Annotated in this window: 16 protein-coding genes and 1 riboswitch; of the genes, 10 read left to right on the top strand and 6 right to left on the bottom strand. The window is 53.2% G+C overall.

Annotated elements, in window-relative coordinates; translation table 11 throughout:
• Nucleotides 1-105: 105 nt before the first annotated feature.
• Nucleotides 106-426, bottom strand: coding sequence for a pyrimidine/purine nucleoside phosphorylase (gene ppnP, locus BPHYT_RS33245; RefSeq protein WP_012428513.1), 321 nt, complete (start codon nucleotides 424-426; stop codon nucleotides 106-108).
• Between the two features lie 161 nt (nucleotides 427-587).
• Nucleotides 588-1157, bottom strand: coding sequence for a manganese efflux pump MntP (mntP, locus tag BPHYT_RS33240; RefSeq protein WP_012428512.1), 570 nt, complete (start codon nucleotides 1155-1157; stop codon nucleotides 588-590).
• Between the two features lie 9 nt (nucleotides 1158-1166).
• Nucleotides 1167-1333: riboswitch (yybP-ykoY riboswitch) on the bottom strand.
• Between the two features lie 387 nt (nucleotides 1334-1720).
• Between mntP and BPHYT_RS33235 the strand changes: the two genes are divergently transcribed.
• The 6 genes from BPHYT_RS33235 to BPHYT_RS33215 all read left to right on the top strand — a co-directional run bounded on the left by BPHYT_RS33235 (nucleotide 1721) and on the right by BPHYT_RS33215 (nucleotide 11039).
• Nucleotides 1721-3646 carry a potassium transporter Kup gene (locus BPHYT_RS33235; protein ID WP_012428511.1) on the top strand — a complete coding sequence of 642 codons (1926 nt, stop codon included), beginning with the start codon at nucleotides 1721-1723 and terminating at the stop codon, nucleotides 3644-3646.
• Between the two features lie 210 nt (nucleotides 3647-3856).
• Nucleotides 3857-5317 carry an amino acid permease gene (locus BPHYT_RS33230; protein ID WP_012428510.1) on the top strand — a complete coding sequence of 487 codons (1461 nt, stop codon included), beginning with the start codon at nucleotides 3857-3859 and terminating at the stop codon, nucleotides 5315-5317.
• A gap of 166 nt (nucleotides 5318-5483) precedes the next feature.
• Nucleotides 5484-5633, top strand: coding sequence for a hypothetical protein (locus BPHYT_RS38870; protein ID WP_167315788.1), 150 nt, complete (start codon nucleotides 5484-5486; stop codon nucleotides 5631-5633).
• Between the two features lie 1190 nt (nucleotides 5634-6823).
• Nucleotides 6824-7768 carry an NAD-dependent epimerase/dehydratase family protein gene (locus BPHYT_RS33225; protein ID WP_012428508.1) on the top strand — a complete coding sequence of 315 codons (945 nt, stop codon included), beginning with the start codon at nucleotides 6824-6826 and terminating at the stop codon, nucleotides 7766-7768.
• Between the two features lie 472 nt (nucleotides 7769-8240).
• Entirely contained in the window at nucleotides 8241-10238 is a 1998-nt protein-coding gene (locus tag BPHYT_RS33220) for a glycosyltransferase family 4 protein (RefSeq protein ID WP_012428507.1), read from the top strand.
• Nucleotides 10239-10244: 6 nt separating this feature from the next.
• On the top strand, nucleotides 10245-11039 hold the full coding sequence (locus BPHYT_RS33215; protein WP_148225179.1) for a glycosyltransferase: 795 nt from the start codon (nucleotides 10245-10247) through the stop codon (nucleotides 11037-11039).
• A 35-nt stretch (nucleotides 11040-11074) separates the two neighbouring features.
• Here BPHYT_RS33215 and BPHYT_RS33210 read toward each other — a convergent pair whose 3' ends face one another.
• From BPHYT_RS33210 to BPHYT_RS33200, 3 genes are all read right to left on the bottom strand, one after another.
• Nucleotides 11075-11836 (bottom strand): ABC transporter ATP-binding protein, encoded by a 762-nt coding sequence (locus tag BPHYT_RS33210; RefSeq protein WP_041759362.1) that lies wholly within the window; start codon nucleotides 11834-11836, stop codon nucleotides 11075-11077.
• A gap of 2 nt (nucleotides 11837-11838) precedes the next feature.
• Nucleotides 11839-12618 (bottom strand): ABC transporter permease, encoded by a 780-nt coding sequence (locus BPHYT_RS33205; RefSeq protein ID WP_012428504.1) that lies wholly within the window; start codon nucleotides 12616-12618, stop codon nucleotides 11839-11841.
• Nucleotides 12619-13068: 450 nt separating this feature from the next.
• On the bottom strand, nucleotides 13069-14241 hold the full coding sequence (locus BPHYT_RS33200; RefSeq protein WP_012428503.1) for an acyltransferase family protein: 1173 nt from the start codon (nucleotides 14239-14241) through the stop codon (nucleotides 13069-13071).
• A gap of 657 nt (nucleotides 14242-14898) precedes the next feature.
• On the opposite strand from BPHYT_RS33200, the gene BPHYT_RS33190 reads away from it, so the two are divergent.
• The 4 genes from BPHYT_RS33190 to BPHYT_RS33175 all read left to right on the top strand — a co-directional run bounded on the left by BPHYT_RS33190 (nucleotide 14899) and on the right by BPHYT_RS33175 (nucleotide 22150).
• Complete coding sequence (locus tag BPHYT_RS33190; RefSeq protein ID WP_167315787.1) at nucleotides 14899-16287, top strand: class I SAM-dependent methyltransferase; 1389 nt, start codon at nucleotides 14899-14901, stop codon at nucleotides 16285-16287.
• Between the two features lie 369 nt (nucleotides 16288-16656).
• Entirely contained in the window at nucleotides 16657-19077 is a 2421-nt protein-coding gene (locus BPHYT_RS36815; RefSeq protein WP_167315786.1) for a methyltransferase domain-containing protein, read from the top strand.
• Nucleotides 19078-19368: 291 nt separating this feature from the next.
• Nucleotides 19369-20883, top strand: coding sequence for a glucosyltransferase domain-containing protein (locus BPHYT_RS33180; RefSeq protein WP_012428499.1), 1515 nt, complete (start codon nucleotides 19369-19371; stop codon nucleotides 20881-20883).
• 805 nt (nucleotides 20884-21688) lie between these two features.
• Nucleotides 21689-22150, top strand: a complete 462-nt coding sequence (locus BPHYT_RS33175) for a hypothetical protein (protein ID WP_012428498.1) — start codon at nucleotides 21689-21691, stop codon at nucleotides 22148-22150.
• Between the two features lie 328 nt (nucleotides 22151-22478).
• Here the strand turns inward: BPHYT_RS33175 and BPHYT_RS33170 are convergent, their stop codons facing one another.
• The gene (locus tag BPHYT_RS33170) at nucleotides 22479-23012 is read right to left on the bottom strand and encodes a GNAT family N-acetyltransferase (protein WP_012428497.1); all 534 of its coding nucleotides are present in this window, start codon (nucleotides 23010-23012) and stop codon (nucleotides 22479-22481) included.
• Nucleotides 23013-23043 lie beyond the last annotated feature (31 nt).

Genomic DNA, 23043 nt, shown 5'->3' with positions numbered 1-23043 from the left:
GTGACGTAGCGTTGCCGCAATCCACGTGCGTTCTTTATGAAAGCCCGCGCTTTTATACGCGGGATTTAGAGCATGTCATTCCAACGTCGTGCAATGCGACGCGTTTTACAGATAGCTGCAGACGTAGTCGAGTGTTTCGATCACGTCGATATCGAAGCGGCTTTTTCCGGGCACCGAGAACGACTCGCCCGCAGCATACGTCTTCCACTCGTCGCTGCCTTCGAGGCGGATGCGGCATTGGCCTGCCTGCACTTCCATGAGTTCCGGCGCGTCGGTGCCGAAGTTGAGCGCGCCCGGCAGGATCACGCCAAGCGTTTTGCGCGTGCCGTCGGCGAACAGAACAGTGTGCGAGACGCACTTGCCGTCGAAATAGACGTTGGCTCGTTTAACAATGGAAACCTGATCGAATTGCGTTGCGGCCGTCATGCCAATCTTCCTCTGGGTTGTCGTGAATGGATGCGTTTGCGTGGACTTCAGGTCGGACCTTCGGGTCGGACGCGAACCCGCCATCATACAGGCGGCCAGTGGCGTCAGACGCCGATTGCGCGGAAAGAAATGGAGATCCACGGGCCGCCGTCAAACACCGTCTAGCCGAAGATGTTCAGATGTTCAGCCAGGATCGTGCTGCCAATGCCGATCAGCACGATGCCGCCCGCCAGTTCCGCGCGCCTGCCCGCCACATGCCCGATGACGCGGCCGAGCATCACACCGATCGTGACCATCGCCATGGTGGCGAGACCGATCGCGGCGGCAGTGGAATAGATGTTGACGTCCACGAAAGCGAGACCCGCACCGACCGCCATCGCATCGATACTCGTGGCAAAGCCGGTCAGCGCCAGCAACCAGAACGAATGAGCCGACGGTTTCGTCTCCTCGACTTCCTTGGTGTTGAAGCTGTTGAAAACCATGCGCGCACCGAGGACCAACAGCAGCGAAAACGCGATCCAGTGATCCCATGCCGAGACGTATTGCGCTGCGGCTTTGCCGAGAAACCATCCGACCAGGGGCGTGAGTGCTTCGATGACGCCGAAGATAAGTCCCGTCCTGACAGCCTCGCGCCAATGAGGACGATTGAGCGTGGCGCCCTTGCCGATTGCGGCCGCAAAGGCGTCGGTGGACATGGCGAAAGCAAGGAACAGCGTGGCGACAGGATTCATGAGAGGAGGGCTCGTGGTCGGGCGGAAAACCGCGACACACCGCCGCGCCCGACCGGTCGCGTGGTGTGTCGATGGTCTTGCCAACCAAAGGGCTACCTGCACCACGGTCTGCGCGACCGAGAATGTTGATGCAGGCGCTTCTGGGTAGAAGCCGGCTACTCCCCAAAGACAGGTGCGAGCATACCACGCCGAAAGGCTTATGTAATGATGCTTGCGTCTTGCATCTCTGCCCCGGAAATAAATCGGTCGCTACTTCACGTATCAGTAGCGTGGCAAACGGCCGATGGTATATGTTGAATTAGCGGCACGCCGTGCTTTAGGGAAGACAGGTCACGTTCGCGGAAGGCGGGTACGCAACAAAACATCAGAACAATAAGAAGGTGCGTTAAGCATCGGGGATGGGAAGCACGTTTTTCGTACGAAAGTTGCTTCCGCGATGCTGGCTATTGGGGGCGCAGGCGACTCCTCGAAAAACGAGGCCTGATAAAAGCATGAAGCGGTTCCGCACGTGCGTCGGCCCAAGCCGTATGTTGCGCCGCGAGAACGCGAAACTGGAGCGAGACATGAGCCAGTCAGTATCCGCCGCGCCCGATGCGGGCCATTCCGGCGGGCGCGGGCATCACCGCCCGGCGATGCCCGCACTCGCGCTTGCAGCATTAGGTGTGGTGTATGGCGACATCGGCACCAGCCCACTGTACACGCTGCAGACGGTGTTCAATCCAGTGAACGGGCTGTCGCTCAACGCGCTGAATGTGGTCGGCATTGTGTCGCTGATCGTCTGGTCGCTGATCATCGTCGTCTCGCTCAAATACGTCACGTTGATTCTTCGCGCCAACAATCACGGCGAGGGCGGGATCATGGCGTTGCTGGCGCTGGCCGCGTCGTCGGTTTCTGCGCGGCCGCGCTTGCGTCGCACGTTGCTGGGCATCGGCATTATGGGCGCGGCGCTCTTTTACGGCGACAGTGTAATTACGCCGGCGATCTCGGTGCTGAGCGCGGTAGAAGGTCTCGAAGTGGCCGCGCCGTTCCTTAAAACCTGCGTGATTCCCGTGACGCTGGTTGCGCTGGTCACGTTGTTCCTGATGCAGAAGCATGGCACGGCCGGTATCGGCATCGTGTTCGGACCGGTGATGGTGCTCTGGTTCATCGTGCTTGCCGTGGCGGGCGTCGTCAACATGATGCGGGCGCCCGCGATTCTCGTTGCGCTCAATCCGCTCACGGGACTGGCGTTCTGCCTGCATCATCGGTGGCTCGCGTTCGTTGCTTTGGGCGCGGTCGTTCTGTCGTTGACCGGCGCGGAAGCGCTATATGCCGACATGGGGCATTTTGGCGCGAAGCCGATCCGGCTGACGTGGTTCGGCCTCGTGTTTCCAGCACTCGCGCTGAACTATCTGGGGCAGGGCGCGTTGCTGCTTGCCGATCCGGGCGCGCTGCAAAATCCGTTCTACAAACTGTTTCCGCAATGGGCGCTGTATCCGATGATCGTGCTCTCGACGGTCGCGACCGTGATCGCGTCGCAAGCCGTTATCTCGGGTACGTACTCGATGACGAAGCAGGCGATGCAACTCGGCTTTCTTCCGCGCATGAACGTCGTCTATACCTCGGAAAGGGAGATGGGGCAAATCTACGTGCCGGGCATCAACTGGACGCTATTAGCTGCTGTCGTGGCAGCGGTGGTCGGCTTCGGTTCATCCACGGCGCTCGGTTCCGCGTACGGTATCGCCGTGACGGGCACGATGCTGATCACGACCATCCTGACGTTCTTCGTCATTCGCTATGCGTGGCACTACAACTGGTTTCTATGCGTGTTCGCGACCGGCTTCTTCTTCTTGATCGACGCGGCATTTTTCTCCGCGAACCTGCTGAAGCTGATGGAAGGCGGCTGGTTCCCGCTTCTGGTCGGACTGATCATCTACACGATCATGGCGACCTGGGGACGAGGCTGGGAGATGATGCGCGCCGAAGCGCGCGTGAGAGCCGGGACGACGCCGCTCAAGCCATATCTCGCGACACTGCTGAAGGAATCGCCGATTCGTTGCGGTGGCACGGCGATCTTTCTTTCGCCGGATCCTGATGGCGTGCCGCATTCGTTGATCAACAACCTGATGCATAACCGCGTGCTGCACAAACGGGTTGTGTTCGTGACGGTGAACAACGAGGAGATACCGTGGGTGCCTGCCAGCGAGCGTGTGAGCGTGCATCCACTCGATTCTGAATGCTACCAGGTCACAATCACATATGGTTTCATGGATGAAGTCGATCTGCCGCGCGCACTTGAAGTTTGCAGGGCGTACGGTTTGTCATTCGAGCCGGCGGAGACTTCCTACTTTCTGAGCCGCGCGACTCTCGTGCCGACTCGTGATAGCGGCATGGCGATGTGGCGAGAGCGTTTGTTCTCAGTCATGTTGCATAACGTGGGTAACGTCGCGGCTTATCTGAAGCTGCCGGCCAATCGAGTGATCGAGTTGGGGGCACGGGTGGAGATTTGAGGATTGCCTAAGAACGCGAGCAAAAAAACTTTGACCGCGGACGGGACAGAATCAAATATTCACTTTGCTTTTAATTCGGAATACACTGGATTTTCCATTCTCCCTACCTTACCCGCTAGTCTTCAGTAACAGATGTTTTTGTCGTGCTCCGCGAGCCGAAGCAAGCCGAGTCGGCTCGTGGCCAACACCAATTGAACGGGACGACTCATCATGGCTGATACGAGCTACATGGCACGAAAATCCGTCGCCGATATTGTGGGAAGCGCCGACGCGGATGAAGGCCATTCACTATCGAAATCACTCGGCGCCATCAGCATTACCGCGATGGGTATCGGCGCCATCATCGGCGCCGGCATCTTCGTTCTGACGGGCACCGCCGCCGCGCAATTCGCGGGCCCGAGCATCGTCTTGTCGTTCGTGCTCGGCGGCATTGCGTGCGCGTTCGTCGGTCTCTGCTATTCGGAATTGGCTGCCATGTTGCCGGTGTGCGGCAGTAGTTACACGTACACGTATGCGACGCTGGGTGAAATTTTCGCGTGGATCATCGGCTGGGACTTGATCCTCGAATACGCGATGGGCGCGGCCACGGTCGCGGTTGGATGGTCCGGTTATATCGTCAGCTTGCTGCATAACGTGGGCATCAGTATCCCGCCTGTTCTAGCCACTGCACCCGGCACCGTCATCAAGCTAGCCGATGGCACCACCGCGACGGGCATCGTCAATTTGCCCGCTATAGTGATCATCGCGATTCTGACCACCATGCTCGTGCTCGGTACGAAAGAATCGGCGCGGCTCAACAACATCATGGTGGCGGTCAAGCTTGTCGTGGTGGTGGCCTTTATCGCGCTCGGCGTGTTTTTCATCAAGCCGGCGAACTGGCATCCGTTTATTCCCGCGAATACCGGCGAGTTCGGTAACTTTGGCATGAGCGGGATTCTGCGCGGCTCGGCCGTGGTGTTCTTTGCGTTCATCGGCTTCGATGCGGTTTCCACGGCGGCGCAGGAAGCGAAGAAACCGCAGCGGGACATGCCGATCGGTATTCTGGGGTCGCTGATCATCTGCACGATTTTGTACATTCTCGTTGCAGGTGTGCTCACTGGGCTCGTGCCTTACGCTGAGTTGAATGTTCCTGATCCGATCGCCAAGGGTGTGGATGCCATCGGCTTGAACTGGTTCTCGATTCTGATCAAGATCGGCGCGTTGACCGGATTGACCACGGTGATTCTCGTTCTCCTGTACGGGCAGAGCCGCATTTTCTTCACGATGTCGACAGATGGTTTGCTGCCGCCTCTTTTCGCGCGAGTTCATCCGCGTCTTCAGACGCCTTATTTGAGCCAGATTCTGATTGGCTCGGTCGTGGCGATTGTCGCGGCGCTGACGCCGATCAGCGTGCTGGGAGAGATGGTCAGTATCGGTACTTTGTTCGCGTTCATTCTTGTGTGCGGCGCGGTGATTTATTTGCGGCGCAGTGACTCGGATGCTTCGCGTCCTTTCAGGGTTCCTGGGGTGCCGGTCGTGCCGGTTCTGGGGATTTTGTTTTGCCTGCTGCTCATGGCCGGGCTGCCGCTTGTCACGTGGGTGCGGCTTGTTGTGTGGCTTGTGATCGGCATGACTATTTACATGTCTTATGGACGCAATCATTCGAGGTTGCGCTATCCGGAGCGGCATTGAGAAAGCGGTGGCGCTGGATTGGCGCTATGGCGAGTATTTCTCACATAGCGATGAAAAATGCTCGTTTGGTGGGCAAGGTCAGTCTTCGTAGACTGGAAGTGTGAGGTGTGGCCGCGGCGATGTTGTGGTGCGCCGTGGCTGCTCCTGGTTTATGAGGAGGTTTATCGTGGATATGACCTTGTTCGAGATTCCGGCTGTTGTGGTTGTTTTGGGTATCGTGGGTGTTGTGGTGGTGAGGGCGTTTGCCTCTTCGCGCGTGGATGACATCGACGTTTTTATGCGACGGCATATGCCGGATGAGCGGGAGGGGAGTTAGAAGGGGTACGGAATGCCTATTTGGTCTCATTGATACGCGGGTTGGTTGTAGGCGACGTCCTTGCCGCTCGCATTAGCGCGTGGCGCCACTGTACGGGCAGAAGCACGCTCACTAAACGTACGAACTGATGCGCTGTATCGTCCGAAGCTGCCCCAAACGCTTTGCGTGAAGGGAGATCTCCTTGGTATGCTGAAGCGTAACGACGGACATCCATCGTCGTGTCTTGTTGTTTTGCGGCGGTCTGTGACAAGCTATCGTCAATCGTTGGCCTCGAGTTAAAAAGTGATTGATTTGTCTTTGCCGACATTCAAGCATCGGCTCGGCCAGCGCCGTTGATCAAATATGCTTTCTCATCGATCCAGCTAGGGCATGTATTTGTCTGCCACGCGGCCTGTATATCTTAAGGCGTTGTTTGCTCAAATTATAAAACCTCGCGCGTTCCAATGATCTCAGTCGACGTACGTCCTTAAATGATCCTGCAAGCCTGAGATCAGTAAGCAATCGCGTTCTGGTTATCTCGAACTCCGACAAAACGTCTGCAGTAAATCCAATGCATAGCAAATCTTCTCGGTGACCCACAGCGCATCCACTGAATGCGAGTGATTTCGACGAAATGCTCGTTAGAATGCACTGCTTGACATCATACTTTTTGTGTCTCGTGGGTTTGTTTCAGACCTTTATGCGGAATGAGGAGAGATTTGATCGAAAGTGGTGTTGCAGATTGCGGCGTTCTATGAGAGTTCGCAAACCGTGTGGTCAGCTTGTGCAAACAACTGGTGGGTTGAGTATGGTATAGACCGCCCTTATCCGCAAAAACGCTTCCCCGCTTCATGCCACTGTTAAGTGAGTAATTTATATCTTCAAAGGCCCCCGTGCTGAAGTAAAAAAGCATGGTTACGTGTTTTGGCGAAAAGATCGGCCGCATCGGTTGGGGCATCGACAGGCAGTGCGCGCGCCAGGCCGCTTTGTTCGATAGCCGATGTCGCACAGATTAAGCGTCTGCTGATTTCGATCCATGCCGGCTATATTCGCCAGTCGCAGCGCGAAACTTTCCTTTAACAATGGACCCGTTCGTCGCTCGCAAAATACAACTTGCAGGCGGTCGCGACCAAATCGTCCGCCTTATCGAGGATCTGTGGTATGTTGCCAACCTTACCCAAAGTTACCATCTGGCCGACGGAAGCTAAAAAGTGCTACGCCGTAAAACCTATCTCGTTACTGGCGCCCGCGGGTTTCTGGGAACGGCATTGTCCGCACGCCTGCGCGCCGAGGGCCACATCGTTAGGGCCGGAGTTTCAGCGGCCCCTATTCGAGATTGTGAAGTGGCGTGCCCGCTCACTGCATCTGTTTCGGAGTGGCAGAGCGCGATTGAAGGTTGTGACGGAGTTTTCCACCTCGCGTGGTCGACCGTTCCTGGATCCGCTAACAAAGCTCCCCTGAGTGACCTCGAAACTAATTTGCTGGGGACCGTTCGCCTACTTGAGGCAATACGGCAACAACCGAACACCAAGATCCTTTTTGCATCATCGGGTGGAGCGGTCTACGGGACGCCGACAAGAATACCGATCGACGAAGACCACTCCCGAAGTCCCCTAGGAGCATACGGCGCTGCGAAGCTCGCCGCCGAAACTTATTTAGACGTGTACCGCCGGCAATGGCAAGTGGACGCGAGAATTATGCGGCTCAGCAACCCATACGGGCCGGGACAAAATATTAACGGAAATCAAGGCGCGGCTACAATATTTGCAGCTCGCGCCGTTAAGCAACAAACCATCGATATTTGGGGCGAAGGGGATATCGTTCGGGACTACCTTTACATAGACGATGCGATTGACGCATTTTCCAGATTCATGAATACAGACGCTGCAGTATTTGAAAATGCGATGCCTGTATTGAATGTCGGCTCCGGAAAAGGAATATCCTTGAACGAAATAATTTTGACGATTGAGAGAATTCTCAAGAGGAAAATAAAAGTTCAATACAGTCCATCGCGAGGATTTGACGTCGACGTGAATGTTCTGGACGTCACCCATGCCTACCATTTGATTGGGTGGCGCCCGAAGATCGGCTTCGCTCAAGGGATGGCACAATGCCTTGCATACCTGAAGGAATCCCTTTCTGTGACACCACAGTGATTTGAAGATGCCGACCATAAGCGCCATAATCCCGCGGTTTAGCCAAGCTCGGCATGTTGAGCAAAGTGTCATCAACGCTCTGACGCAGAGATTACACGACATCGAATTTATTGTTGCAGACAACCGATCAACTGATCGACCTGATAAAGCACCAGCGTCATTTCGCTCAAATATTAAATTCCATTTTATTCAAGCAGAGAAGTCGAAAGTTGAACGGGTACGAAATAATGATGTGATTAGTTGCGCCCGATTTTCGCACGTCCTCGACGCTGATGACTCAATGGCTCCAACCACCTTAGCCGAATCGCACGACGCGCTCTCGTCCGACGTTCAAGAGGGATTTGGCTTGAAGGGCAATAGAAGCGGTGCCGGAACGTGTTCACTGAAAAAGAGACTATCATCGAGGCGAAATTCAAAACGCAACATAGCCCGACGGTAGCATCGGATATATAATTGATTTCACAATCGCCTCATGAACTCTTGGATTAAGACGCTCCGGACGAAATTCACCGGCAAGTCAGCAATAAGCGGAGCCATCCCGCGTGTGTTGAATTTCGTACGGGATAGGGCAATTCTGGAAAGGAGCGATCACTTTGATCGAGGTTTCTACCTGAGCCAGAACAAGGACGTGGCCGCGTCCAAAACCGACCCGGTTAAACATTATTTGGCGCACGGAGCCTTTGAAGGGCGTAATCCAAACCCAAATTTTGATAGTGCAGCGTATCTGCGCAAATATCCCGACGTTGTGGCCGCCGGGATCAATCCACTGGTTCACTACGTCAGGTTTGGAGAGGCTGAGGGTCGCACAGCGACCCCGGATGCGGCGCGAGCACGGGACGGACGAGGTAGCTCTCTTGAGATAATCGAGAGCGCCGAGCGCGGTAAGACAACCGATGCAAACTCTGCGGGAGTGCGACGCGCGCGCAATATTCGAGAGAGCGATCGCAAAAAGGTAGCTGACTCGGGTCTTTTCAGCGCCACATACTACCTGGATACTTACGCCGATATCGCGGTCGCAAAAATCGATCCGCTCGACCATTTTATGGATCAAGGTTGGCGCGAAGGTCGACGCCCGAATCCAACCTTTGATCTTGGATGGTATGCGGACCAATGTCCCGATGTCTTGAAGGCGGGCATCAATCCGCTAATACATTACATCGATCACGGAAAGGCAGGCGGTTTCGAAAGTGGGCCGAATCCCATTATCTTCGAAGCCGCCCGCAAGATGATCGCGGAAGCAGGAGCTATTGAGCCCAGCATTTTGCTCGACAATAGGTTGCTCGAACCGGAATCGCTGTACATCAATCACAGCAATCGCGGGTCGCCTGTCCTTCGGGCATGGCAGAAACTGTTCGCAAGCTTGGAGCGGCCCTTCGATTATGTGATTGCGATTCCGTGGCTTGTTAAGGGCGGGGCGGACCTCGCCGCATGCAACTCTGTCAGAGCGGCGATAGAAAAGCATGGTCAGGCTTCAATCCTTCTGTTGCTTACCGACCACGATCGGCGAGAGGCTGAATATTGGCTTCCCGCGGGAACAAACATTTGCGTGATTTCAGATTACGACAAAGAATTGTCCAGATCGGATCGCGCCAAGATTGTCGAAATGTTGATAACGGCTATGCGACCTAAGGCCGTCTTGAATGTCAACAGCGGCGCCTTATGGGAAGCGACGGCTAAAAAGGGCGGCGCTCTTTCCAGCGCAACCGATATATATGCATACCTTTTTTGTCGCGACTACCTTCCCGATGGACGTGCTGCTGGCTACGCTGACTCGCATTTTCGTGAGGCTCTCCCTTTTCTAAAACGCGTCTATTTTGACAACACTTCATTTCGCAACGAGCTGGTGGATCAATATGGAGCACCGCCGTCGCTTCAAGCGAAAATGACCACGCTCCGTCAGCCAATGTCAACCGAAGCCGATCGCGATCATCAAGGGGGACCGGCAACGAGGGATGCAGTCATTTGGGCTGGAAGATTCTGTGAACAGAAAAACATTGACTTGCTGATTGAAATCGTAACGCAAGCGCACGAATTCTCGTTTGATGTCTTTGGCTACGGCGATGATGCCTGGACGGAAAAACTGGAAGCGGCGGCGGCCACCCTTTCCAATTTGCGTTTGATGGGCCCGTTCAGCTCCACGTCTAATCTGCCTCTTGAAGATTACAACGCCTTTCTATTCACGTCCTTGTGGGAAGGGCTACCGCTGACCTTGGCTGACATAGCCTTAACTGGTATTCCAATTGTCGCGTCTTCTGTTGGCGGCGTGCCAGAACTCGTGACAGACGATACTGGCTGGTGCGTTTCCGACTATCGGTCCGCCGAGGGATACATTCGGGCACTCGAAGAGATCAAATCCCAGCCGTCGTCAGCGACTAAAAAGGGAATAGCAATGCGCGCGCATGTTCGCACCACGCACTCTTGGTCGCAATTCTACTCGGCAATATGTGAATCCCCATCGTTCCTGGACTGACTCAACATGCAGAACTTTGACATCACTGCCGTGATCAACGGCCACAAAGAAGGGTTGATGGCCCTGTCGTCACTGAGAAGTTTGACGCGAAATGCCGAGGTAGCGCGTGCGCGCGGCATTGCGGTTCAGTTGATCGCCATATTAGATAAGCCGGACCAGCTTACTCGTGAGATTTTCGAGAGCTTTGCATTAATGCATCAGGACATAGAGCTGAAGATCGTCCTCCTGGGCGATCTAGGTTATGCGCGAAATGAAGCTGCTGTATTAGCTTCGGGAAAATGGATATGCTTTCTTGACGCAGACGATATTTGGTCCGACAGTTGGATCGCCGATGCCTATGCTGCGGCTGAAAGTGAAGACGGCAAGCGTGAAGTAGTTTGGCATCCAGAAATCAACGTATATTTCGGCACGAGCCCTCATATCTACTTACACCGCGATATGGACGACCCGCGGTTCGATCTATCGACGCTTGCGTACATCAATCCTTGGACTGCCTTAGCGTTCGTCTCCACCAGCTTCTTACGCCGGACGCCATACTGTGGGACCGATCTAGTGCGCGGAATTGGCTACGAAGACTGGAGTTGGAACATTGAGGTTCTTAATCAGGGTGCTGTCCACAAAGTGGTACCCGGATCGACACATGCGATCCGGACGAAGCCGGTTTCCCTTGTCAGTCAAACGACTGCAGCCGGTTGCATCCCCCGGCCGACTGACTTTTTACGCCGAATGATTGGTAGGCGCCATCACGCATTCCTACAGCGTGCCGCCCGGGATGCGGTCGAGGAGACTAGCTACGCGTAAGACAACACAGCTCTAACGGAGGAGACCGTCTAGGCCTATGCCGTCGATTGGCTAACGCTAGCCTCATACGCCTCCAGCACTTCCTCCGCCGGACCGAACATTTTGGCGCGTCCTTTATCCATCCAGAGAGCTTTATCGCAAGTTTTTCGGATGGTTGCATTGTCGTGCAAAGCGAGCACGACAATTTCGGATCGCTCATGAAGTTCAGCCAGCCGTCTATTGGCCTTATCTTTGAACGACGCATCTCCTACACCCATAACCTCGTCAAGTAGCAAAATTTGCGCGTCAACCGCAGTGGAAATTGCGAATCCGAGCCTTACCTTCATACCCGTCGAATACGTTCTAATCGGTAAATCCAAAAAATCCCCGAGTTCAGAAAACGCGGCTATTTCACTCTGCTTTTCATTGATCTCATCCTCTCCCATTCCCAGAAGGAGACCCCGAAGGCGCATGTTTTGCCATCCGGTCGAGTTCTCGTCCATTCCCAGACTTATATCCAAAAGCGGTACAGACTTCCCCTCGGTCTCCACTGAGCCCGCTGTTGGCGGGTAAATACCTGCCATTACACGCAAAAGCGTCGATTTCCCCGCCCCATTATGGCCGATCAAACCGATACGATCGCCTGCCTTGATCGAGATCGTGAGATCGTTTATTGCCCGAAGGATAACAGTGTCGGGCCGCTTGTTAACTTCGGCACCGCGACTCCGCAACGAAGCAATCCGTTTTTTCAGTGAGCGCCCCTGCACACCATAGATTGGTATGTCGAGCGTAGCGTTGGTTAGCTGAATATGTGCCATCATTAAACCCAATACGGAATTCGCTTAGCATATCGTCCCGTGACAAACAAGGCAAAGCTCCATCCGACGATCGCAAGAGCAATACCGACCGCCCACGTTATGTCGCTTGGAAACACCCCAGTTAGCGGGTCGCGAACCAGACTCATCATGTAAGTCAGCGGATTATAATCAACAACCCATCGGAAACGCGTCAGCGATCCTGGTTTGTAGATAATTGGTGTTACGTAAAAAGCAACTTGGATCATTGCTGCGATTATCTGCGGAAGATCTCTGAAACGAGCAGACACAAGAGCTACCACCATCGCGATCCACGCCGCATTAAGCAAAAACAAGACAAAACCCGGTAGAAATAGCGGCAGTGTTGTATAACTTTTAACGCCAAAGACAATAAGCAAGACAACAATTATCAGCAAGTTATGGCCGAAGATGATTATGTTGCGCCAGACGACTTGGAGGATGAATACTGTTTTTGGAGTTGAAATCTGACGTATATAGGTGGCACTAGAGATGTAAGCGAGAGAGCCTTCGGTAACTATCTGCGAAAACATCGTCCAAAAAATAATGCTCACGGCAAGAAACGGCAGATACTCCCCCATCTTCTGCCCAAACAAGGTCCCATAAACGAGACCAATCGAGGTGATCATGACGCTTGTACTGATTGTCAGCCAAAATGGCCCGATCCGTGAACGGGCATATCTTTGCCGAATTTCGAGCCATCCAAGTAGCATCCAGAGGCGCCATCGAATTAAGCTCGCGCCCAAATCCTTGATTGCAAAATGCATTAGCTAGTATCACGTAATATTTACGAAGGCCTTTCATAGGTCTGTTCTTGCAAATGCGACGGCACTTGTAAGATCGGCAATTGTAACGTATGGAAGTCGGGGCGGCGCACGCTCGCCGACCCACGCAGCGCAAAATAGCGGCCTAAGCTGGTGTTGAAGCGACGACTCAGTCGTGGCTAGACGACGACGGCATCGCGCGAGAGGTCGCGCCGTTCCCTATGACCCTCCCTCGCACTCATTTGTCGGCGCAAGGCGGTGCAGTCCGCAGAAGTGCTGATAGTCATCGACCGCCGAGTAGATTCCTCCGGATCAGAAAGGATTTCCTCCGCTGACGCTTCTGGCGGTAACGGCAGGCAGTGTTCCGCCGTCTGGCAAGGGCACGAACGGACTACTCAACCAGATCAGCGCCGGCGTGCAATGGTTCGAGGTAGGCGGCCAGCCTCCATCAGATTAGCTTTCGTAAACATCTTTCGTCTTACGCGTTTGGGTTTTTGACGATAGAAAACGAAGGACTACGCCTGATCCTCGAATAGCAGGTTCATCGACCCATGTGGTAAATGGACCTGCTATAAGGTAAGTAAGCAAGATCGTAAAAATGGTGCTCGCGCCAGCTGCCAATGGGCGTGGCGCGAAATGATCTGCAAGCCAACTGAATAGCCAAAGCCCCGCGCTGGAGAATATCCCGATGTGCAGAAGGTAGAACGAATATGAGCGCCTGCCGAGTTCACTGAACCGCTCAAAGATGCGGGCGATTTCGGCATTGCAAAGGACAGAGTAGAAGGCAAGTGTAGCGGCGATCGCGTTGACTACATAGAGAGGCCATCTGATCGGCAACCACGCGATGGCAGTAGTTATCGGTTGATGAAAAGCGGATCCGGGATGGTAACTACCGAGATACGCCGACATTGCCACCAGCACGAATGCTGCTGAATTCGAAAGGGATCTGGCCGGCATCTCAGCTATCCACATCCCCACAAGGAACAATGAAAGGCATACGCCCGTCCGGTCCGTTGTCGCGTACATGGCGGCCATAACAAGTATGTACACGAGCCAACGAAAAGGGTTTCCTTTGGCAAGAAGGCAGACTGCAAATACAAGCAGAGATCCGAAAAATTCGACTCGCATGGTCCATGCTGGTGGATTATATGAAGGCAGAGACGCGCCAGAAACGAAATTGGTCCACATGCCTTCGTGTGTCGCGTCTATAAGGGAAGGCGGCATGTTAAAGAATGAGTGTGCCCAGTCGCTTGAGGTGGCGATCTGGTTATGCATAAGGCCAAGCTTCATAAGTACGCAATTGATGAGCGACACGAGAAGGACGGCCGGCATAAGCCTGAAGTATCGTTTTACGAACATGCCACGAACCAGCGTGTCGTCACCGGTAAGCGAGTACTTGATCGACAGAACGTATCCGCTCAATACAAAGAATACGCATACCGAGAAATTTCCAGCATAAAGAATCGGAATGGGCGAACTGAAAACCGCACTCTCCAAATTCGAAGCCGCGCCAATACCGTGGAGCGCCGGATAGAAAAAGAGTGCCGCATGCGACAAGACGACGATGATTGCGGCAACACCGCGGAGGCCGTCGAGCGCATGATTGCGGTCAGAAGTTGGCGACACGGAAACCCTTCAAGGTATAGACACGTAGCGCATATTACCAGCGTCGCCTTTCTGCACTTCAGAAGCGATATGTCGCCGTCGTCACGTGTGCTCCTGTCGCAAGACCCGACGAGCCATCCTTGCCCCAGTCCTGCTTGATCTGGTAGTAGCGCTAGGACAGCGAAAACGGCCTCCGATCGAGGTGGACGCCGGCAATGTATTCGAACTGCATCCGCGTTTGGTGTGAGAGGTGATGCCACTCGTTATCGAGCGCGTACAGCGATTCGTGCCATTTCTGCCAGCACGCCCACGCAGCGCCCGCGGCGGAGACTCGGTAGCCCCGCCAGATATTCCATCCTTTCTTGGTCTGGGCCAAATGTGGCAAGCGAATCACCTCAACCTCATAAGGATGGTCGACAACAGAGTCGCTGAACGGTGGCCATTCACCGAGCCTGCGCCTGACAAAAAATTCATCGCAAGCTACTTCCAAGTAAAAGTTCATTCGACGTGTAATATTGAATCGCTTCCATGATAGCCGTGGGCATGTTGTAACATGCAGCGCATCGCAACTTTCCTTAAAACCGCGCTATGCTCAGCTTCTCCCACGGTAGAATCCTGAAGTCCATACAAGAACTCACGAGTGGGGCCAATCGATGGCCCGAGGACTTCAGGCCTGAGGTGGACTTTCTTCGGCAATTTGGAGATGCCACGCTAGCTATCGATGGGGCACCGCCGCCCGAGGGAAAGAATCAGGTTGGTTTCATTGGACGCGACCCCGCCTCGGGGCGATCTTTCGCGAACGTATTCGGCACCCTTCCAGCGCGCAAGGGGAAGACGAAATATAAAGTCGTGTGTTTCTTTACGGGAGACAATGAATATGCCGAACACGCGGCACGATTGCGAAGTACTCTTGAGCGCTTTGGGGTTGACCATGAATTTAAGGAAATCAACAGTATGGGAGCGTGGGAGTTGAATTGCGCGTATAAGGCGAAATTCATCCTCGAATGCTGGGGAAATTCGGATGTTCCGGTTGTGTGGATTGATGCCGACGCGACCATTGAAGCTAATCCGTCTCTTTTCCAGTCAGTCAACGCAGATTTCGGTGTTCATAAGTGGCATGGCAAAACGAATGACGAACAGGGTTGGCAGTTCGCCTCAGGCACTTTGTATTTCGGGAAGTCTGAAAACGCCCGGAAGCTGTTAGAACAATGGATCCTTCGTTGCGAAGCAGACCCGGCCACTTGGGATCAGGAGCATCTTTGTTCCGCTTGGTGTGATGTAAGCAGTGTCATTTCTCTGAAGACAGTCTGGTTGCCAAGGTCTTACCTTCAGATTTCGGATGCTCGCGAGTTTGTGTCGCCTGTCATAAAACACTGGCAGGCTTCGCGAGTTTCCAAGGCCGATGGCCGCGCACTCAATGTCAGCGCTCGCACGTACACAGAGGATGGGATTCAGGATCGCTTGAAAAATCGACTTTGGCGTACGGTTGAAGAAGGATTCTGGATTGCGGAGGGAACGAGGCACATTAAGCCGGAAATTGGCACTGATTTTCCCGAAGGATTCGACGTTCGTGCGGCGCTTCGGAAGTCGATTGGTGATAAGTTCCCCGTGTTGGAGGTCGGGTGCGGCGTAGGTCGAATCGCTTCGCTGTTTGACAAAAATGAATACCTTGGGGTTGACATAAATCCTAATGCGATTGCGCAAGCTCGTCGATCACTTCCAGGTCACAACCTTAGGATCACGGATCACGGCCTTCAGTATCCAGATGCGCCCGCAGCATTAATTTATACGGTTCTGCTTCACGTTTCAGATGAAGCGATTGGTCCGCTTCTTTCAGAGGTGGTCAAACGCCGCGAGCGGGTGATTATTGCCGAATTGATGGATACTCGATGGCGGCGTGATGGCAGTCCCCCTGTATTCAATCGTAATGCGGAGGACTACATTCTAATAATGGCAAAGCTGGGCTTTACATTCTCCGCATATGAAAAATACGCATATGAACGCTACGAGAATCAAGGCAGACCGCAAGATACGCGGATTACGTTCCTGCGCTTCGATCGCCTTTGATAAGAACCGGATGTCACCATCAGCACATGCGCTCCCGTTGCGAGGTCCGGCGAGCCGTTCTTGCCTCAGTCCTACTCGATCTGGTAGCAGCGATAGGACAACCAGAACGGGCCCGATTAGTGCGCGCGCCGACGACGTACGCTAGGCATCGTTCGTGTTGTCGACCACTTTCGGCCGCAGGTCGCCCTGGAGCTCTGGTCGTCCCTGAAATGCAACATGCTCTGCTCTCCAGGTCAAGGATATCTTGCGCGCACGCAGGGAGGCTGTTCGACACACTGTTACGTCGAGAAATCCACAAGTTTCATCTGGCAAATGAGTTATATTCGAAAGGTACAGATTACAAGGAACGCAGGAGAAATGGACCCCCGCATGACCCGATCAGAAGACGAACTCACCGACTATCGAACTCAACACAACGATTTCTGGCGTAATGTCGAGCGTCCCGGCAAGCCTAATACTAGCCTCGATGAGGTCGCCACGTTAATTTCGACGACCTGCGGCCCGAGAAGCGTCCTAGACATCGGGGCAGGTAACGGCGATCTTGTAGCCGCACTTCTAAAACGAGGTATCGACGCAAGCGGAATCGACATATCTGACGTCGTCGTTTCGCGCAACAACGACAGATTGCCGGGCTATTTTTCGCAAGGGACGGTTCTTGCACTGCCGTTCGCTGACGAGTCCTTCGAGACGCTGGTTTCTGTTCACTGTATAGAATGCCTTACTCCGAATGATGTCCCTGCGGCCCTACAGGAATTGTATCGGGTCACCCGACGCTCTCTTTTTTTAAAGATTGCAAGCGTGCCACCAGACGGTGAACACCTGCAACTGATAAGTGAAGGGAGGGCGTGGTGGGAAGCCAGATGCTTCGAGGCGGGATTCCGCAAGCATCCGCATTTCTATACGGTCAATCCATACGAGTCCTTAAACGGCGATCACACGACGTTCATTATCCCGCTGGAAAAGATTCCAAATCTCGCACACGCAACTTATCCATTGGCAGCGCTGCGGGAGGAGCGCGACTTGCATATGGATATGTTACGAGAACATGGTAGTCGCTCAGACGCACATGTCGATCGCTACAACTTCGCTTGTCGCTATATTCGACCGGGCGACATCGTTATCGACGCCGCATGTGGTCTTGGCTATGGATCATATATCGTCCACAATTTAACAAAGTGCACAAAGGTCACTGGTATCGACGGTAGCGCATATGGGGTGAACTATGCGACCTCTAACTTTGGCGCTGCCGATAAGATAATCTTCACCGAGGGATATCTTCCGAATTGCCTGGGGAACATTCCTGACGATAGCGTTGATACCGCTATAAGCTTCGAAACGCTTGAGCATGTTGAAGACCCCGTCGCGTTACTTAACGAATTTCATCGCATCCTGACACCCGGTGGACGCTTGATAGTCAGCGTCCCTCACGATTGGAGCGACGAAAGCGGATTTGATCCGAATCCATTCCATCTCCACGTTTACGATCGCAAGAAATTGCTCTCTGAACTAGGTGGAAAATTCGAAATAGAAAAGTTGTTTGGCCAGACAGCGGACCGCATAAAAAAACCCGGCTCGGGCTGCGAATGGGTCGCCCGACCGCGCTCACTTCAAGAACTCGATCCGAATTCCGCCGACATCCCCGTTGAAGCCGAATGGTTGCTCGCTGTGGCCTGTAAATCTCCTATAGGCGGGGAAAATGTCCCTTACATCGAACGTGCTTTTTCGGAGAGTGAACAAGCTGCCAGTGGCAACGCACTTGCATTCGCACGCGATTATGAGAACCCTTGGCTACTTCGCTCGATGGTTTCCATTGGACTGCGGACCGAAAAAGATACATTGCGCGAAAAATGGTCCAAAGAAACTCTCGAACGAGCAACCAGCAGGAGCGCCGACCGAGGCGCTGCACTGTGCGCGCTTGCGTATATCGCCCTCGATAGCGGAATTGACCTGCCACGGAAAGACTTGATAGACGCTATAGACGAATATATTTCTTATCCGGTGCACGTAAATCCGAATGCATTTCGCTGGCAGGTGTCGCTAGCTTATGTTCGAGCATTAATTGAACTCGCCACTGGAAAACGAGCTAGCGCGAAGCGCTATCTAGAGCTTGTTCTGGAAGCATCTGTAATACAGTATAGTCCTACGCTTCTTACGAAGTCAGCAAACGCCGCTTATTTGTTGGGAATGATTCATGCCGCAAGCGGAGAATTTGAATTGGCCGACTCGGTCTGGCGAAAAAATTTTAGAGAAGTTTTAACGGCGATTGGTCAACATCTGAAATCGCCTTACGCGACGCTACCTCCTGGATTCGAGGTACGCGAAATTGCGTCTGTAATTTCGTTGGCCGGCCGACTAGCGGTGGCCGCTAGCAACCTCGACGAACTGTCGGTGAAGCCCGCCGTATTCCGTGAGCAAGTTGAAAGTGATCTTGCTGGCTATGTCGCAGATCTGCTTAAAGGAAAGCAATGGCTTGAAAACGAATGGAAATCAGCTCAAACCCAGTTTTTGGAACAAACCGCGTACCTCAAACAGGTCATCGATGGAAAAAATTGGTTGGAAGCACAGTGGCGCAGCGGACAATCCGAAATGCTGGCGAAAGACGAGCAATTGCTTGAGTTGACAAAGTCATACGACAAAACCACTGCAAGTTTTCAGGAATTGTCGGAGGCCTACAAGGAATTAAATGCTCAGATGAATCGAGAAGTCGCACGCACCCAGAAGATTCTGAATTACTTTCCAGTTAGATTATTAAAAAAACTGAGACTTCTCAGATTTGACCGAATACTCTAAATTCATTGTTAATCGCAGAAGAGCTTGTTGAATTTAATCCATGCTAACAATAATTTAGATCTGATCGACCGCCACAACCGAATCGCGATGGCTCCGCATACAATACATCAAAAATTCGATGTAATCGCGGGGTGGCTCGCTCCGGCTTGTGGTCCCTTCGCAAATTTTTGTTGTTTTGACTCTTGCCATGGTGCTGCGTTTTCAATACAACAATCGCTCGCCATGGACCGCCGAACTACCGCGTCCCATAGCTGAGACAGCATAAAGCAAGACTGACAATTCTAGATACAGATGCTGACCAACACCACTTCCTCCATTGCCGGACGCGCACCACTTAATCGCGCCATAAGCACACAAAAAGACATTATTGCGATCTGGATTTTACTCGCGCTAATAACGAGCATAGTAGTACTTCCTAATGTTTGGATTTATTCAATCGACGACATAGCCATTCGCAACGCTGTGGATCCGCTGCAGTACATCGTAGTAGATCAAGGCTCAAATGGCAGGTTCATGTTTTCCGCGACTGCAGCCTTATTAAGGACTGTTGGCTTTGGGCCGTTAGAATTCCTTTCGATAAGCCTTATAAGCATTATTGTTGGACTTCCCGCGCTATTTATAGCAATAATTCATGCGGCTCGGCTAAGATTAAACATCGCGGAAATAGTAATTCCGTTCTGCGCTTTCGTCCTGTGCGGCTGTATGTTTGATGTATATCAATTCTCGTATGCTTCCATACAGGTTGGCGCCGGATCCTTGCTAGCCGCGCTAGCATTGTATGTTGCCAGCTCGGAACGCCCTATTGCCATCAGACTAATTGTCCTAACCGCATCAGGATGGTTAGCGACGGGGTTTTATCAAATTTACCCATATTTATTAACTTCTGCTGCTGTTGCAATCGTGTTATTGCGCGCCGCAGACGGAAAGCTCGATTCGATTGATATACGTAAAATTGTCCTGTTTGCCTTGACGGTGGCAATTTCGGTGGTATTTTCGATTTTCTTGTATCTCGCGACCAACAAGTTCATGAAAGCCATGAACTTTGAATCGATGGCTAACTACCCTCTTCGACCGTTTGGAATTGGCTTCGCTCGCGCAAACGTCACTCACTATCTCGACAGCATAAAAGAAATATTGAATCCGAATAGTCCATTATATGGATATTTTTACAGTAAATTCTATCTTCTTGGGGTCTTTGCAGCGCTCATCATCATCGGCGTCTGCAAAATGTCGTCTGTGCGGAATATTTCCGTGATTATGTTATCTCTAACAATAACAGTATTGATGCTTCCGAATCCGACCAATATTTTACTTCAAGTTTATTGGCCGACTCCACGCAGCTTAAGCCCCGTGTCTTTGATAATTGGAGCGCTGTTCATTGGCGGACCGTTGCAAATTCGCAGCGAAAAATACAAAAACATATTCACTGCATTACTTGTTTTTTGCGTCAGTTGTCAAGCGCTGCTGTATATGGACATGACTAATATACGGCGAGATCAGCAGGATCTAGATTTTCAGTTCGCAAAGAAACTAATCGATGAAGCCGAGCAAAATTCCGCTTCCAATACGCCGATAACTATAAAGACATCAATGTCCTGGCGCGACAATACTCTGGTGCATCAGCGCTCTTTTGATTACGCTGGAAGCTTATTCTCCGCTGAATGGTCTACCAGAGCACTATTTGGCTATCTGTCAGGCCGCAGGGTAACGTGGCTTCCGGCCTCTGAGAACGACTGCGCTGGGGTCAACCGCAATATAGCAACGCTTTTTAAAGACAATACGCTGATAACCTGCTCGACTAAATAACTGCGGGCTCGGATTGCGAATCCTGGTAGATGAGCTGTCGCTCCGGAAGTCGGCAATGCTCTCAAGTCAAGCCTCATCCCCGTCAAGTGATTTTGTATGGAAGATGGAAATGGGGGCTTGGTTTTTCTGAGCAGTCTGGGGCCTGAGCGTAAAGGCTGGATCCCGAAAGCCGGGTGTGCGAAATCGCGCGATTACTGTGTAGTTCACTAGCAACGACCAGTACTTGTGCAGGTACACCAGTCTCTTGCACAGCTCCGTTTTTCGGAAGCAGGTCCTGCCTTCATTTCGATTCGATCCAGTGGAACCGGCTGAGGCTGGCCGTCGTCACAGTAGGCGTCAGCGTGTCGGCACGCGTCGCGGCTATGACTGCGCGTCAATTACTAAGCGTTTGCGCTGTTCCTGCCGGAGCCCGAGTTCACCTCGCGCGCCGCACTTTATCCAGTCTACGGCCCGAGAAGAAGCCTTATCGGACCCGCGCGGCACGTTGGCCTGTCTAATGATGCTAATCACGCCGTTAGTCCGGCCAATTACCCTCTCATAATCCCACCTCATTTATAATCACCAAGCCATCGGGAAACACCCGGCGGCCTGGTTTGGAAGCCAGCGATCGTAACCGCACACCCGCTCAGGCGGGGCGTGCGTCTACTGCTGCACGTCTATATTTCAATGGGCGGGTCGTAGTGGGAGAGCCGCGAGGCTCGCCGTTTCGTTACGATCACGGTCTTCCAATCCCGCTACGTGCCCGCTCACCCACTTCCCAAAGCGAGTGTCGGGCGATCTGAGTAAGCATCAGGGAGATCGCAAAATGACCAAGTCCATCAAGAGTCAACCCGCTTCACGCCCACCTGTCGACGCACTCCAGTACGAAAAACTCGCCCTGTCTGCATTCGACTTCTGCGACCGGCAATTGAGCCAACTGAACACGCTGATCACACTCGCGTCCTCGATATGTAGGAATTCTCCCATCACGAGCGACGAAAGACGCCGTCGCCAGACCATGCTTGAGCTGCTTGTCGACACAGCAGAGCAATATCAGCAAGACCTCGAAAACGACCGCGAGCTTTTCCAGGTGATCGCACTCGATGCAAAAGGCGTTTCTCAATCTCGCCTCACGGCCAGCCACGCAACACGCCTTCTCGCGGAAGCATCGAAGATCGCGACTGGATCGCAATCCACCGTCAACGTCGCAAAGCGGAAGAGAACGCCCGCGAAAACCGCATCGATCGTAAAAACGCAAACGCAGCACTTGGTCCCCGTGCGGCACTGATCAACGGATAGCGGTGAACCAAAAGCATCAACGAAGCGAGGCGCCATGCACAAGCGCGTGCGCATGCGCCTCCTTCACAAGCACTCACGAAACGGCTGCGAGAACCTACCCCATAAACTCCACCGAAACAAGAACCTTCCTGCGCGGATCAACAACCTCCCGAGTCCCCTTGAGCCGGCCAGCGACCGCTGCTATTGACACCATTGGGCGTTGCGAGACAACTGGGCACTCAGGGCGTTTTCGTTTCGACGCGCTGCTTAACCGCAGCATTCATAGACGTTGAGTGTCCGAACCTGGCCGTTGGTTATCAGTTTGTGAGCCAAACCGCTTATACGTCGCTCATGACTGGCTGCCGAGGAATTCGGTAAACGACGGATAGGTACTTTGGCTTCGCGCGGCTTTCCACAATGACTCCGCCCAACGATTCGGCGATGCGTCGACTGGCGCGGTTCTCTTCGGCAACCGGATAGGTGAAACTGGCACACCCAATGGTTTGCGTTGCCCAGCGCGCAACCAGGGTGACGGCTTCGCGACCAAAGCCATTTCGATGACGATCTTCACGAATCCAGATGCCGAGTTCCGGGCTCTCAGTGCGTACGCGGTGAAGGCCGGCCAACCCAAGGAAGCTCCCGTCAGTGCGCTGCCGGATTGCGAATACATAGTCCGATCCGTCGTCTATCGACGGTATCCAGGACCGCCAAACACTGTCGAAGTCACGCCGGGATGCCGGTGGCTCCCAAGCCATGTAACGGGTGAGCGAAGGGGTTATGCATGAGAACGTGGCATCGGCGTCGTTGGCCGAGAACGGTTTGATCAAGAGTCGGGTTGATTCAATCTGGATTTCTGTCGGCCGCAGCAGCATCTCAGGCTTTCCGTCGAAGGTTGTTTGCGCT

The organism is Paraburkholderia phytofirmans PsJN (genome assembly GCF_000020125.1).
Classification (GTDB): Bacteria; Pseudomonadota; Gammaproteobacteria; order Burkholderiales; family Burkholderiaceae; genus Paraburkholderia; species Paraburkholderia phytofirmans.
The sequence above is the reverse complement of the archived record's forward strand: the minus strand, read 5'-3'. Positions and strand labels throughout refer to the sequence as shown.

Excerpts from the sequence above, each read along its gene's own strand:
- BPHYT_RS36815 (WP_167315786.1), top strand. The coding sequence starts at position 16,657 with ATGACCCGATCAGAAGACGAACTCACCGACTATCGAACTCAACACAAC.
- ppnP (WP_012428513.1), bottom strand. The coding sequence starts at position 426 with ATGACGGCCGCAACGCAATTCGATCAGGTTTCCATTGTTAAACGAGCC.
- BPHYT_RS33235 (WP_012428511.1), top strand. The coding sequence starts at position 1,721 with ATGAGCCAGTCAGTATCCGCCGCGCCCGATGCGGGCCATTCCGGCGGG.
- BPHYT_RS33230 (WP_012428510.1), top strand. The coding sequence starts at position 3,857 with ATGGCTGATACGAGCTACATGGCACGAAAATCCGTCGCCGATATTGTG.
- BPHYT_RS33215 (WP_148225179.1), top strand. The coding sequence starts at position 10,245 with ATGCAGAACTTTGACATCACTGCCGTGATCAACGGCCACAAAGAAGGG.
- BPHYT_RS33175 (WP_012428498.1), top strand. The coding sequence starts at position 21,689 with ATGACCAAGTCCATCAAGAGTCAACCCGCTTCACGCCCACCTGTCGAC.
- BPHYT_RS33205 (WP_012428504.1), bottom strand. The coding sequence starts at position 12,618 with ATGCATTTTGCAATCAAGGATTTGGGCGCGAGCTTAATTCGATGGCGC.
- BPHYT_RS33180 (WP_012428499.1), top strand. The coding sequence starts at position 19,369 with ATGCTGACCAACACCACTTCCTCCATTGCCGGACGCGCACCACTTAAT.
- BPHYT_RS33220 (WP_012428507.1), top strand. The coding sequence starts at position 8,241 with ATGAACTCTTGGATTAAGACGCTCCGGACGAAATTCACCGGCAAGTCA.
- BPHYT_RS33210 (WP_041759362.1), bottom strand. The coding sequence starts at position 11,836 with ATGGCACATATTCAGCTAACCAACGCTACGCTCGACATACCAATCTAT.
- BPHYT_RS33170 (WP_012428497.1), bottom strand. The coding sequence starts at position 23,012 with ATGCTGCTGCGGCCGACAGAAATCCAGATTGAATCAACCCGACTCTTG.
- mntP (WP_012428512.1), bottom strand. The coding sequence starts at position 1,157 with ATGAATCCTGTCGCCACGCTGTTCCTTGCTTTCGCCATGTCCACCGAC.